8 protein-coding genes are annotated in these 13,471 nt (G+C 74.0%); all 8 read right to left on the minus strand.

Annotation, left to right across the window (positions count from 1 at the left end; translation table 11 throughout):
* Nucleotides 1–412: 412 nt before the first annotated feature.
* Complete coding sequence (locus BRM1_RS04540) at nt 413–1,723, minus strand: MATE family efflux transporter (protein ID WP_268528739.1); 1,311 nt, start codon at nt 1,721–1,723, stop codon at nt 413–415.
* A gap of 277 nt (nt 1,724–2,000) precedes the next feature.
* Nucleotides 2,001–5,375: an acetyl-CoA carboxylase family protein gene (locus tag BRM1_RS04545; RefSeq protein WP_268528741.1), complete on the minus strand. Its 3,375-nt coding sequence runs from the start codon at nt 5,373–5,375 to the stop codon at nt 2,001–2,003.
* Complete coding sequence (locus tag BRM1_RS04550; protein ID WP_268528744.1) at nt 5,372–7,186, minus strand: AMP-binding protein; 1,815 nt, start codon at nt 7,184–7,186, stop codon at nt 5,372–5,374. The genes BRM1_RS04545 and BRM1_RS04550 overlap by 4 nt, the downstream gene beginning before the upstream one ends.
* The gene (locus BRM1_RS04555) at nt 7,183–8,898 is read right to left on the minus strand and encodes a class I adenylate-forming enzyme family protein (protein ID WP_268528748.1); all 1,716 of its coding nucleotides are present in this window, start codon (nt 8,896–8,898) and stop codon (nt 7,183–7,185) included. Before BRM1_RS04555 ends, BRM1_RS04550 begins: the two co-directional genes overlap by 4 nt.
* Before the next feature lie 210 nt (nt 8,899–9,108).
* Nucleotides 9,109–10,308 carry an acetyl-CoA C-acyltransferase gene (locus tag BRM1_RS04560; RefSeq protein ID WP_160953050.1) on the minus strand — a complete coding sequence of 400 codons (1,200 nt, stop codon included), beginning with the start codon at nt 10,306–10,308 and terminating at the stop codon, nt 9,109–9,111.
* A gap of 1 nt (nt 10,309) precedes the next feature.
* The gene (locus tag BRM1_RS04565) at nt 10,310–11,524 is read right to left on the minus strand and encodes an acyl-CoA dehydrogenase (protein ID WP_268528752.1); all 1,215 of its coding nucleotides are present in this window, start codon (nt 11,522–11,524) and stop codon (nt 10,310–10,312) included.
* The gene (locus BRM1_RS04570; RefSeq protein ID WP_268528754.1) at nt 11,521–12,720 is read right to left on the minus strand and encodes an acyl-CoA dehydrogenase family protein; all 1,200 of its coding nucleotides are present in this window, start codon (nt 12,718–12,720) and stop codon (nt 11,521–11,523) included. The genes BRM1_RS04565 and BRM1_RS04570 overlap by 4 nt, the downstream gene beginning before the upstream one ends.
* Nucleotides 12,717–13,469 (minus strand): 3-oxoacyl-ACP reductase FabG, encoded by a 753-nt coding sequence (gene fabG / locus BRM1_RS04575; protein ID WP_160953047.1) that lies wholly within the window; start codon nt 13,467–13,469, stop codon nt 12,717–12,719. Before fabG ends, BRM1_RS04570 begins: the two co-directional genes overlap by 4 nt.
* Between the last annotated feature and the right edge of the window lie 2 nt (nt 13,470–13,471).

A 13,471-nucleotide genomic window follows, 5' to 3' on the forward strand; every position in this document is an offset into this window, starting at 1 on the left:
GGAGCGTCTGGGACCACCGGGACGCGCGGGGCCCGCGGGGTCTCCGCTGCTCGCATTCCGATGATCCGCCATGCCACTCGCCCCCTCTCCGCGTGTCCGCCGGCCCCGCCTGCTGGATGTTTCCGTCGTGGATCCAGGATAGAACGAGGCACGGACACGAGAGCATGGAAAGGACTCCGCAAAGCCCAGACGACCTAATACTCTTCGATTTTCTGTGGCGCAATGGCGAAAGTCGGCCCCGTACATCCGTTAGAGGGAGCGCGCCGGCGAGAAGAGCGCACCGGGCTCAACCGGCGAAACCTGTGCAGCCAGCGCCGCCGAGCACCATCGGAACAATCAACCCAACAAGCACCACAAGCCCGCCCAAAGCATCAGTCCCCAGGAAACACAGCACTGCAGGAGACCCGTGTGGTCAGGCTCGCGCCTCGGCGCGCTCGATCCACCCCTGGCCGCGCATGCGCAGGCCCAGCGTGACCGCCCGGGCGCCCATGAAGCCGAAGCAGAAGCTCGCCCAGAGCGCGGTGAGCGATCCGAACGCGGCCATCGCCGCCCACGCGCACGCGGCGAGCACGAGGAACGAGACCACCTGGGCAAGCGCGAGGTAGCGGGCATCCTCGGCGCCCATGAGGATGCCGTCGAGGGTGAAGACCCAGCCCGCGATGGGCATGCACAGCGCCAGGACGAGCACGAGCGGGGCGAGCAGCGCGCGCACGGCACCGTCCGAGGTGAACGCGGTGCCCACCCACGGTGAGGCGCACGCGAGCGGCACGCCCACGACGACTCCGAAACCGGTCCCCCACAGCAGCAGCCGGCGCTGCACGGCGGCCACGCCTGCGCGATCCCGGCGGCCCAGCTCCAAGCCGATGAGCGCCTGGCCCGCAATCGCAATGGAGTCGAGCACGAGTGCGAGCGAATTGAACAGCGTCTGGGCCACCTGCAGGGCGGCCAGCTGCGCCGTCCCCAGCGCGGTGGCCGCGGCGATGAGGACGATGAGGCCGCCGCGCAGCGAGGCATTGCGCACGAGCAGCCAGCCCGAAGTGCGGGCCGCGGCGAGCACCCCCGCCCAGTCCGGGCGGAGGTCTGCCCCGAAGCGCCGCGCCGCGCGGATTGCGATGACGATGTAGACCGCGCACATCGCGGCGTGGGCGCACACGGTGCCGAGCGCGGAACCGGCCACCCCCATGCCTAGCCCGTAAATGAACAGCGCGTTGAGCGCGATGTTGAGCCCGAACCCGCCGGCCGCGACCAAGAGCGGCGTCTTCGTGTCCTGCAGGCCCCGCAGCAGACCCGTCGCCGCGACGACGACGAGCATGAACGGCAGCCCCCACCAGGAGATGGTGAGGTACGACAGGGCGCCGGCGGCCACCTCGGGCGCGGGATGGAAGAGGCCCAGCAGCCAGCCCAGCAGCGGCAGCCCGCCGGCCACGAGCACGGCCGAGCACACGAGGGCCAGCCAGATGCCGTCGAAGCCCGCGCCGACGGCGGCGCGCTGATCGCCCGAGCCCAGGTGGCGGGCCACGCGCGGGGTCGTCGCATAGGCGAGGAAGACCATGAGGCCCAGGACCGTCTGCACGATGGTCCCGGCGATGGCGAGTGCGCCCAGCGCCCCGGCGCCCAGATGGCCGACCATCGCGGTGTCGGCGAGGAGGAAGATCGGCTCGGCGGCGAGCGCGCCCAGGGCCGGCAGCGCAAGGCCCCCGATCCGTCGGTCGAGTGCGCGCATGGTCACGCAGTCTACGCGGCAGCGCGCGCGGCTCAGTGTCCGGCCGCCGAGGTGCACGGCCGCCCCGTTCCGGCTCGCGCAGGCGCAACGCTCCCGGTGCACAACTGCCCGCTCTGCCGAAGTGCGCAGCCACCCCGCGTCCGGTGCACAGCTGCCCGTTCTCTCAAGGTGCGCAGCCGCGCCGCTCCCCGTGCGCGCAACCAGCCCGCTCCCGAGGCGCGCCCCGGTCCGCTGCGCCAACGCCGGGTCGCGGCACGGAGGGCGTCGGCGGTTGGGCCTAGCCCAGCGTCGCGATCCAGCGCGCGGTGTCGGCGGGGTCGATGACGTCGTCGACGTCGAAGACCTCGGCCGCGCTCATGGCCCGGCCCTGCTCGTAGAGCGCGTCGAGGCGCTCCCGGAACGCGGCCTCGCGCTCGTCGGCATCGGCGATGGCCGCAAGCTCCTTGGCGAAGCCCAGGCGCACGGCGCCCTCGAGGCCCATGGGCCCCATCTCGCCGCTGGGCCAGGCCACCGTGAATTGCGTGGCGCGCAGGTGCCCGGCCGTCATCGCCATGGCACCCAGGCCGTAGGCCTTGCGCACGATGATCGCGCCCACGGGCACCGTGAGCGCGGCCCCGGCGGCGAACAGCTCGCCGAACACCCGCACGCCCGGCTCCTCCTCCGCCTGCGGCCCCACCATGAACCCCGGGGTGTCGACGAAGCTCACGAGCGGCAGGCCCAGCGCCTGTACGAGCCGCAGATGCGCGGTGAAGGACCGCGCGGCATCCACGTCGATCGCTCCGCCCTGGTGGCGGTTGGCGTTCGCGATGAACCCGAACGGCCGCCCCTGAACGCGGGCGAAGCCCACGATCGCGCCGTCCGCATGGTCCGCGCGCAGCTCGAACACGGTGGCCGGGTCGGCCACCGCCGCGATGAGCTCGCGCATGTCGAAGGCCCGCAGCCGGTCGGCGGGCACAAGGGTGCGCGGATCGGGGCGCGCCCCCTGGCAATCCGCGGCCCCGGCGTCCCCGGCTTCGGGCGCCCCGGCTGCTGGCCCCTCGCTTTCCAGCGCCTCAGCCTCCCGCGTCCCAGCCGCAGGGGCGCCGGCCCCAGCAGCACCGCCATCGACAGCACCGCGGTTCGGTGCACTCCCCTCGGCGGCCCTCCCCCCGGCGGCGAAGCCCAGGTACTCCCTGGCCCGGGCGACGGCCGCGGCATCGTCGGCGGCGAGCACGTCGATGGCGCCCGTGCGGGCGTGCAGAGCGGCCGGGCCCACGTCCTCGGGGGCGAAGCGCCCCAGCCCGCCGCCCTCGATCATCGCCGGCCCGCCCATGCCGATGTTCGCGTCTTCCGTGGCGATGATGACATCGCACACCCCCGCCAGGGCCGCGTTGCCGGCGAAGCACCGGCCGGAGACGATCGCGACGAGCGGCACGCGCCCGCGCAGCCCGGCGAGCGCGGCGAACGTCGTGACGTCGAGCTGCGCACCGGGCGGGATGTCCGTGTCCCCGGGCCGCCCGCCCCCGCCCTCGGCGAAGAGGACGATGGGCAGCCCGCGCTCCCGGGCCACGTGGATGAGCCGGTCCGTCTTCGCGTGGTTCCGGGCGCCCTGCGTGCCGGCGAGCACCATGTAGTCGTAGCTCATGACGACCGCCTCGACCTCGCCGGCCGGCGTTGCGATCCGCCCGATCCCGCCCACCAGGCCATCGCCCGGGGTGCGGGCGATGAGGTCGGCGCGGCTGCGCCGGGCCCGCTGCGCGGCGATGGCCAGCGGGCCGTATTCGACGAACGTGCCCGCGACGACGAGGTCGGCGAGGTTTTCCCGCGCCGTGCGCCGGCCGCGGGCGTGGACCTTCGCCACCGCCTCGGGGCGCGCCTCGTCGCCCGTGCCCGCGTGGCGCTCGCGCGCCTCGGCGATGCCGGGATGCTCCGCGGCCGCCTCCGCGTCTACCGCGCCGGCGCCCGGTTCGGCCGTCTCGATGAGGAACAGGGGCTCGCCCGCGCGGACCGTCTGGCCCACCGCGACGAGCGCGCGCGCCCGTGCGTGGGGCGGCGCGGTGACCGGGTGGTGCATCTTCATCGCCTCGATGACCGCGAGCTCGCTGCCCTCGCCGAGGGCGATGACGGTGCCGGTCAGCGGCGCGCGGACATACTCCTCGCCCGGCCCAGGCTCCGGCAGTGCCGCACCCGACTCCGGTTCCCCGCTCCCACCCGCGCCCGAGGCACTGGCCGGTTGACCGTCCGGACCCGGGCCCGAGGCGCCACCCGGCTCTCCATCCGGACGCCCCCGGTCTCCCGGTTCCGCGTCCGCGGCGATCCCCGCCGCGGCCTCGAGCAGTTCGCCCAGCCGCTCGTCCAGCGCGGTGGTCGTGGCCTCCCCCGCCAGGCCCGCCGCGAGGATGGCCCGCAGGAGCGGCAGCGTCGTGTCGACCCCGCGGATCCGCGTGCGGGCGAGTGCCCCGGTCAGAGCGCGCACGGCCCCGGCGAGATCCGCCCCGCTCACCGTGACCTTGGCCAGCAGCGAGTCGTAGAGGGCGCCCACCTGCGTGCCCGGGCGCAGCCACGAGTCCACGCGCACCCCCGGCCCGAACGGCAGCTCGAGGCCCTCGACGCGGCCCACGGCCGGCTCCACGGCCCCATCGGCGCGCAGCGCCTCGGCGCCCACGCGCGCCTCGACGGCGAAGCGGCCCGGCACGCCCCCGGGATCACCGCGCGGCAGGTCCACGGGCTCCCCGGAGGCGAGCGCGAGCTGCACGGCCACGAGGTCGAGGCCCGTGACCTCCTCCGTGACGGTGTGCTCGACCTGGATGCGCGGGTTGACCTCGAGCAGCACCCACCGGTCGCCCGCGACGAGGAATTCGACGGTGGCCAGCGAGGCGTAGTCGAGGGCGGCGAGCAGCCGTTCGGCGGCCTCCCACAGCCGCGCGCGCAGGCCCGGGTCGAGCCCCGGTGCGGGCGCGATCTCGATGACCTTCTGGCGCCGGCGCTGCAGGGAGCAGTCGCGGTCGCCCACGGCGACGACGCGGCCATCGCCCAGGCCCGCGCACTGCACCTCGATGTGCCGGGCGCCGGCGAACCACTCCTCCGCGAAGACGCGGTCGTCGCCGAACCCGGCGCGCGCCTCGGCGGCGCAGCGGGCGAACGCGGCCTCGAGCTCCCCGGGCTCCGTCACGACGGCGATGCCGCGGCCCCCGCCGCCGGCCACGGCCTTGAGCGCGATGCCCTGCGGGGATGCCGCCAGCAGCTCGCGGGCGCCGTCCGCGCCGTCGAGCACCGGAGTCGAGGCGCCCAGGGGGATCCCGAGCTCGCGGGCGAGCGCCGCGGTGCGCGCCTTGTCCCCGGTTGCTTCGAGCGCCTCCGGGGAGGGCCCGGCGAACGCGGCCCCGGCGGCGGCGCACGCGCGGGCGAACGCGGCGGACTCGGCGAGGAAGCCGTAGCCGGGGTGGACGATGTCTGCGCCGGCTTCCTCGATCGCGGCGGTCAGCGCGGCGATGTCGAGGTAGGCCGCGGGGCCGGTGCCCGGCAGCTCGATGGCGAGGTCCGCCGCGCTCACGTGCAGGCTCGTGGCGTCGTCGGCGGAATGGACCGCGACGGCGCGGTGGCCCAGGGCCTGGGCGGTCGCGATGACGCGCACGGCGATCTCGCCGCGGTTGGCGACGAGGACCGTGCTCATGCGCCCTCCGCCTCCTCGAGGCCCGCGATGAGCTCGACCTTGCGGATCTTGCCGGTCGCGGTCATGGGCATCGCGTCGACGAGGTGGACCTCGGGCACCTTGTAGACCGCCATGCGCTGCGCCGCCCACGCGCGGAACTGCTCCGCGCTCGTCGTCGACCCGGGTGCGGCCTCGATGAAGGCGACCGGGATCTGGCCCGCCGCCGCGTCCTCGCGCGGGGCCACGGCGATGCGCACGATGTCGGGATGGTCCTTGAAGAGGGACTCGACCTCGGCCGGGAAGACGCTCATGCCGCTGACCTTGATCATCTCCTTCGTGCGGCTGAGGTAGGTGAGGGCGCCGTGCTCGTCGAAGCGGCCGGTGTCGCCCGTGAGCAGCCAGCCGTCCACGAGCTGCTGCGCGGTGGCCTCCGGCCGGTTGAAGTAGCGGGTGAGCACGGAGGGCGAGGACTCGATGATCTGCCCGGGCGTCCCGGCCGGCACGGGGACCAGGTCGTCGTCGACGACGAGGATCCGCGTGCCGGGGACGGGGTAGCCGCAGTAGATGGGCTCGGCGCGCAGGTCCTGGTCGTCCGCGTCCAGGCCGTGCGTCGTCGTGTCCGCCGTGTGGGTCTCCGTCATGCCGAACGAGGCCTCGTGGAGCACGGTGCCCGTGGCCGCCCGCCACTGCGCGCGCAGCTGGGGGTCGAGCTTGCGCACGAACGAGATGGCCATGCACTCGGCCAGGGAGTCGGTGCGCGCCGCGGCGAAGCCCGGCAGCTCCATGAGCTCGACGTAGTTGTCGGCCATCGCCACGGTGGTCGTGACTGCCTGGGATTCGATGAGCGCGAGCGCCGCCTCGGGGTGCCAGCGCGTCATGAGGACGAGGGTCGAGCCGTCCACGATCGGGTTGAGGATGCAGAAGTCCTCGCCGGCGATCCAGAAGATCGGCAGGAACCCCAGGACGCTCTGGCCCCCGGCCCCGGGCTGCAGGCCCATGCCGGCCAGCGAGCTCACGGCGGTGTAGAGCATGTGGGCCTGCGTGTGCTCGCAGCCCTTGGGCAGGCCCGTGGTGCCGCCCGTGTAGTTGAGCGCCGCGAGCGCGTCCGGATCCGCCTGCGCCGCCGGGGCGGGAGGGCTGGCGAGGATGGCCGCCCAGTCCGAGCCCAGCGCGGGGTCGGCGGGGCCGAACGGCGCCGCGGGCACCGCGGGCCCGGGCAGCGCATCGCCCAGCTGGGTGTAGCCCACGCACAGCGGTTCGGAGGGCTGCGCGGCATCCCGGGCCTGGGTCCCCTGGGCCTGCGCGGCATCCCCGGCCGCGCCCGCATCTCCGGCCGGGGCGCCCTGTGCGTCCTCGAGGCGCAGTCCGAGCTCCGCGGCCGCGGCCTGCACGACGGGCCGGAACTCCGCCTGCGCGAGCAGCGCGCGGGGCCGGGCATCGTCGAGCTCGTGGGCGAGCTCGGCGGCCTTGAACATGGGGTTGACCGGCACGTGCACCGCGCGCAGGCGCAGGATGGCGAGGAACGCGACGATGAACTGCGGGCAGTTGGCCAGGTAGACGCCCACCCGGTCGCCCGGACGCACGCCGCGCGCGGCCAGCCAGCCCGCACAGGCCGCGACCTGGCGCTCGAGCTCGGCATACGTCGTGTCCGCGCCGTAGAAGTGGATCGCGGTGGTCTCCGGGCGCTCGCGGGCCCAGCGGTCCAGGCGATCGCCCAGCGTGCCGGCCCACGCGGCGGGGTCGAGCGCCTGTGGCACATCGGCGGGCCAGAGGTCGCGCAGGCCCTCGAGCTCGGCCGCGGCGGCGTCCCAGGCCGCGCTGCGCCCGCTCATGCGCCCGCCCCCGGAGCGGATTCGGCGGCGTCGACCGGCTCCGCTGCGTCCGCGGACTCGGCGGCGTCGGCGCGGATCTCGCGCCGCAGCACCTTGCCCGAGGCGGTCTTGGGCAGCTCGTCGATGAACGTCACGGTCCGCGGGGCCTTGTAGCTCGCCAAGTGCTCGCGGCAGTAGTCGATGATCTCCCGCTCCGTGGCCTGCGCGCCGCGGTGGAGGGTGACGAAGGCCGCGACGGACTCGCCGCGGTAGTCGTCGGGCACCCCCACGACCGCGGCCTCCTGGACCGCCGGGTGGGTGAAGAGGACGTCCTCGACCTCGCGCGGCCAGACCTTGTAGCCCGAGGCGTTGATCATGTCCTTCTTGCGGTCGACGATGAAGACCCAGCCGTCCGCGTCCATGAACCCCACGTCGCCCGTGTGCAGCTCTCCGTCCGGGATCTCCCGCGCCGTGGCCTCGGGGTTGTTGATGTACTCGCGGACCACCATGGGGCCGCGCACGCAGATCTCACCCACCTCGCCGGGGCCCACCGGGGCGCCCTCGTCGTCGAGGACGCGCACGACGGTGGAGGCCAGCGGCAGCCCGCAGGACAGGTTGCCGGAGTCCGGGTCGACGGGTGCGCGCAGCCCGCGCGGGACCACGATGCACTGGGCGGTGGTCTCCGTGAGCCCGTAGCCCTGGCCGATGTAGTAGCCCGTGCGGTCCTCGAAGCGGCGCACGACGCCCTCGGGCAGCGGCGCCCCGCCGGACATGATCTCGTCGAACGAGTCGAACTCGTCGCCCTGGAAGTCCGGGTGGGCGAGCAGCGCGAGGTAGGCGGTGGCCGGGCCGGCCATGTAGGTGGGCCGCTCCGTGCGGAAGAGCGCGAGCGCGGTGGCCGGCTCGAAGCGGCCGTTGAGCACGAGCCGGGCGCCGGCGGCGACCGCCGCGAGGAACAGGCACACGAAGCCCGTGATGTGGAAGACGGGAGCGAGCGCGAAGATCGCGGAGTCCGGCCCGTAACCGCGCAGCACCTTGAGCATCTGCGCGTTCGCGGCGAGGCCCCGCTGGAGCACGAGGGCGCCCTTCGAACGGCCCGAGGTCCCGGACGTGTAGCCGATGATGCCCGGGTCGTCCGGGCTCGTCTCGCGGTGGGGCACGCGCTGCCCGCGGTGGGCCTCGAGCGCTGCGAGGAAGTCCTGGCGCCCCGTGTCCGCCCCCGCCTCGGCGCCTGCCGGGCCGAACACCGCCTCCGGCTGCTCCACCGCGAAGTCGCGCTCCCCGCAGGTGAGGACGATGGGCAGGTGCTCGCCGTGAGGGCGGACCCGGTCGTTCCACGCGGCGGCGGAGACGACGAGGGCGGTGACGTTCGCGTCCGCGAAGACGTGGTCGAGCTCATCGCGGTACATGGGATTGAGCGGGACGACGATCCCGCCGAGCTTCCACACCGCGAACACGGCGATCATGTAGTGCGGGACGTTCTGCAGGTAGATGCCCAGCCGGTCGCCCTCCCCGAAGCCCTGCGCGGCCAGGTAGGCCGCCAGCGCCTCGGCCATCTCGTCGACCTGCGCGAAGGTGGGCCGGTAGCCGAAGTACGCGAGCGCCGCGGCCTCGGGGTGGTTGCGCACCGTCTCGTCGAAGAGCGCGGGCATCGTGGATTCCGGGATCTCGCGCAGGCTGTCCGGGCTCTGCTCGAGCGTCTGCAGCCAGGGCCTGTCGTCGAACCAGCTCATGGGCGCTTCCTCACTGTCGTCGTTGATCAGCTGTGCGGGTGCTGCGGGCCGTGCGGGTACTGCGGGTGCTGCTGGGCTTCGGGTGCCGCGGGGGCCGGGCGGCCCGACGCCGGGGCGGGCGGGCGCCCGTGCCCCGGCACCGCCGCCGAGGCGCGGGCGCTGACCCGCGCCTCGGCGGCGGTGAGCGCCCTCAGGGGCGCAGGGCGGGGCTCAGAGGACCTCGAAGAGGCCGGCGGCGCCCTGGCCGCCGCCGATGCACATCGTCACGACGACGTACTTGACGCCGCGGCGCTTGCCCTCGATGAGCGCGTGGCCGGTCAGGCGGGCGCCGGACATGCCGTAGGGGTGGCCGATCGAGATCCCGCCGCCGTCGACGTTGTACTTCTCCGGGTCGATGCCCAGGGTGTCGCGGCAGTAGAGCGTCTGGGAGGCGAAGGCCTCGTTGAGCTCCCACAGGCCGATGTCGTCGACCGTCAGGCCGTGGCGCTTGAGCAGCTTGGGCACGGCGTAGACCGGGCCGATGCCCATCTCGTCGGGCTTGACGCCGGCCACGGCCATGCCACGGTAGACGCCCAGCGGCTCGAGCCCGCGCCGGCTGGCCTCGTCGTCGGCCATGAGCACGCAGGCCGAGGCGCCATCGGACAGCTGGGAGGCGTTGCCCGCCGTGATCGTCACGTCCTTCGTCACGAGGCCGGGCTCGACGACCGGCTGGAGGCTCTGCAGGCCCTCGAGGGTGGTCTGCGGCCGGTTGCCCTCGTCCTTCTCCAGGGTCACCTCGACCTCGGAGACCTTCCCGGTCTCCTTGTCCTGGACGAGCTTGGTGGTGGGCAGCGGCACGATCTCCGCATCGAACCGGCCGGCCTCCTGGGCGGCGGCGGTGCGCATCTGCGACTGGTAGGCGTACTCGTCCTGCGCCTCGCGGCTGATGCCGTAGCGCTCGGCGACGATCTCCGCGGTCTGGAGCATGGGCATGTACATGTCCGGCTCGTGCTCCTTGAACCACGGGTCCGCGGCGCGGTAGCTGTTCATCTTGTCGTTCTGGACGAGCGAGATCGACTCGACGCCGCCGCCCACGGCGATCGTCTGGCCGTCGACGATGATCTGCTTGGCGGCCGTCGCGATCGCCATGAGGCCCGAGGCGCACTGACGGTCGACGCTCATGCCGGGCACCTCGACGCCCAGCTCGGCGCGGACGGCCGCCTGGCGGCCGATGTTGCCGCCCTGCGCGCCCTGCTGGAGCGCGGCGCCCAGGATGACGTCCTCGACCTCGGAGCCCTCGATCCCGGCGCGCTTGACCGCGTGGCGGATCGCGTGGCCGGCGAGCTCCTGGGACTGTGTGTTGTTGAAGGCCCCGCGGTAGGCCTTGCCGATGGGCGTGCGGGCGGTGGAGACGATCACTGCGTCGGTCATGTCATTCCTCGATGTCGATGATGGTGGCCAGTTCGCGCTCGAGGGCCTCGCGGCTGCCCAGCAGCAGCTCGTCGGCCTTCGCGCGCTTGAGGTACAGGTGGATGGGGTACTCCCAGGTCATGCCGTTGCCGCCGTGGAACTGGAGCATCTCCTCGGCGACGTGGACGGCGACCTTCTTACCGTAGGCCGCCGCGGTGAGGACCGCGATCGCGGCATCGGCGTGTTCGGCGGCCGGATCATCGGCAGCCCTATCGCCGGCCTCCGTTTCACCGGCACCGGGCTCGCCCCCGGCGGGCACGGCGGGGGCCGCGGACAGCGAGCGCACGGCGGCGAGCGCCGCGGCGCGCAGCTGCATGACGGCGATCCACGCATCGGCCGCGCGGTGCTTGAGCGCCTGGAACGAGCCCAGCGTGCGGCCGAACTGCCGGCGCTGCCGGATGTAGTCGAGCCCGATCTCGAGGACGCGCTCGGCCAGGCCCGCGCACTCGCAGGCCAGCAGCGCAAGGCCCAGGAGGCGGGCGGCCTCGCACGCCTCGCCGGCGGCGTCGCCGGTGCCCAGGACCGCGCCCGCCGCGCCGTCGAAGGACACATCCGCCAGCGGGCGCGTCTCGTCGAGGCTGGGGAAGCCCTCGATGCGCGCGGCGGCGGCCTCGACTGCGACGAGCACGAAGTCCTCCCCGCAGCGGGCCGGGACCACCAGGACGTCGGCGGCCTGGGCGTCGGGCACCGCCGTGATCGTCCCGGTCACGGAGACCGTGCTGGCCGAGCCGCTGGCCTCGACGGTCGTCACGGCGAGATCGGCGGAGTCGAACGGGGCGGCGACGATGCCCACGGCACCGCCGGCCAGGCGCTCGACCAGCTCATCGGCGCCCAGCGCCCCGACCGCTGCCATGGCGACGGCGAAGGTGAGGAAGGGCACGGGCGCGACGGCGCGGCCGAGCTCGTGGGCCGCGGCGCCGGCCAGCGCCGGGCCGGGTTCGGGCTCGGCAGGCGCAGCGCTCGCGGCGCCGGCGGGGTCCCGTCCGCCCGGGCCGGCGAGCAGCTCCCCCAGCCCCATGTCCGCGAGCAGGGCCGCGCGCAGCGCGGCGAAGTCCGGGCGGGGCTGGGCGAAGGCCGACAGCGCGGTCGGCGCATCGCAGTGGTCGGCGAGGAGGGCGCGGACGGCCTGGCGCAGCGCCTCTTCGTCCGCGTCGGGCAGCAGGTCGGTCGTCGTCATCTCGGCAGGTCCTCGAAGGGGATGTCCTTGTCGACGCGGTGCTCGCCGGGCAGGCCGAGCACGCGTTCGGCGATGATGTTGCGGATGATCTCCGTGGTGCCGCCCTCGATCGAGTTCCCCTTCGCCCGCAGGTAGCGGTAGACGGGGTTGCGGCCGGTCATGGAGTAGTGCTCGGGGCGGCGGTCGGCCCAGTCGTCGTAGCGCAGGCAGGCGGCGCCGCGCATCCGCACATCGAGCGCGGAGAGCGCCTGGGCGTTGCGGGCGAACGAGATCTTCGCCCCGGACCCCTCCGGGCCGGGCCGGCCGGCGGCCGCCTGCTGGCGCTGGAGCTCACCGGCGAGGCGCGCGACCTCGGACTCGATCCACAGGTCCATGAGCTCGGCACGGGCCGCCGGGCTGCGGTATTCGGGGTGGGCGCGCCAGGCCGCGGCCACGACGCCGATCATGCCGGCCTCGCGCGCGGCTCCCCCGCCGATCGAGACGCGCTCGGAGTTCAGCGTCGTGTTCGCCACCTGCCAGCCGGCGCCCTCGGGTCCCAGGCGCATGGCATCGGGCACCCGGGCGTCGGTGAGGAAGACCTCGTTGAACTCCGATTCGCCGGTGATCTGGCGCAGCCCGCGGGTCTCGACACCCGGCTGGTGCATGTCGATGAGGAAGTAGCTCAGCCCGCGGTGCTTGGGCACGGTGGGGTCGGTGCGCGCCACGAGGATGGCCATGTCCGCGTTCTGCGCCCCGGAGGTCCAGACCTTCTGGCCGTTGACGGTCCACTCGTCGCCGGAGCGCACGGCGCGCGTGGCGACGGCGGCGAGATCGGAGCCGGCGCCGGGCTCGGAGAACAGCTGGCAGAAGATCGTCTCGAGCGTGTAGATCCGGGCCAGCAGCGCCTTCTGCTCGTCCGTGCCGTACTCCACGATCGTGGGGGCCGCCATGCCCATGCCGATTGCATTGGCGTGCGGGTCCGGCACCGGCACGCCGGCGGCGGCCAGCGCCTCGGCGGCGAAGGCGCGCAGGCCGGCGGACACGCCCAGGCCGCCCCAGCCTGCGGGGAAGTCGACCCAGGCCAGGCCCTCGTCGTAGAGGACGGCGCGGACCTGCGCGTCGTCCTGGGAGCCCGCGAGCCGCCGGGCGGCCGCGGCGACCGCCGCCGCGACGAGCTCGCGCTCGGCGGCGGCGGTGCGCTGCGGTGCGGGACTCAATTCTTCGGCCCGCCCGCGACGTAGATGACCTGCCCCGAGACGAACCCGGCACCCTCGCTGGCCAGGAAGGACGCGGTGTTCGCGATGTCCTCGGGCTTGCCGGAGCGGGCGACGGGGATCGTCTTGATGGCCGCCTCGACGAACTGCTCGAAGGGCACGCCCACGCGCTCGGCGGTGGCCTTCGTCATGTCCGTCTCGATGAAGCCCGGGGCGATCGCGTTCGCGGTGACGCCGAACTTGCCGAGCTCGATCGCGTAGGTCTTCGTCATGCCCTGGATGCCGGCCTTGGCCGCCGAGTAGTTCGTCTGGCCGCGGTTGCCCAGCGCCGACGTCGACGACATCGAGATGATGCGGCCGAACTTCTGCTCCACCATGTGCTTCTGGCAGGCCTTCGTCATGAGGAAGTTGCCGGACAGGTGGACGTTGAGGACCGCGTTGAACTCCTCGAGCGTCATCTTGAACAGCATGTCGTCCTTGATGATGCCGGCGTTGTTGACGAGCACGGTGGGCGCGCCCAGTTCGCTCGCCACGCGGTCCACGGCCGCCTCGACGGCCGCGGGGTCGGTGATGTCCGCGCCGATGCCGACCGCCCGGCCACCGGCCTGCTCGATCTCGCCGACGACGTCGGCCGTCTGGTCCTCGCGGATGTCGAGGACCGCGACGCTCATGCCGTCGGCGGCCAGCTTCTTCGCGATCGCCGCGCCGATGCCGCGGGCGCCGCCGGTGACGATTGCCGTGCGCTGTGCCATGT

Source organism: Brevibacterium sp. BRM-1 (genome assembly GCF_026802075.1).
Classification (GTDB): Bacteria; Actinomycetota; Actinomycetes; order Actinomycetales; family Brevibacteriaceae; genus Brevibacterium; species Brevibacterium rongguiense.

Excerpts from the sequence above, each read along its gene's own strand:
- BRM1_RS04550 (WP_268528744.1), bottom strand. The coding sequence starts at position 7,186 with ATGAGCGGGCGCAGCGCGGCCTGGGACGCCGCCGCGGCCGAGCTCGAG.
- BRM1_RS04555 (WP_268528748.1), bottom strand. The coding sequence starts at position 8,898 with ATGAGCTGGTTCGACGACAGGCCCTGGCTGCAGACGCTCGAGCAGAGC.
- BRM1_RS04540 (WP_268528739.1), bottom strand. The coding sequence starts at position 1,723 with ATGCGCGCACTCGACCGACGGATCGGGGGCCTTGCGCTGCCGGCCCTG.
- BRM1_RS04565 (WP_268528752.1), bottom strand. The coding sequence starts at position 11,524 with ATGACGACGACCGACCTGCTGCCCGACGCGGACGAAGAGGCGCTGCGC.
- BRM1_RS04545 (WP_268528741.1), bottom strand. The coding sequence starts at position 5,375 with ATGAGCACGGTCCTCGTCGCCAACCGCGGCGAGATCGCCGTGCGCGTC.
- BRM1_RS04560 (WP_160953050.1), bottom strand. The coding sequence starts at position 10,308 with ATGACCGACGCAGTGATCGTCTCCACCGCCCGCACGCCCATCGGCAAG.
- fabG (WP_160953047.1), bottom strand. The coding sequence starts at position 13,469 with ATGGCACAGCGCACGGCAATCGTCACCGGCGGCGCCCGCGGCATCGGC.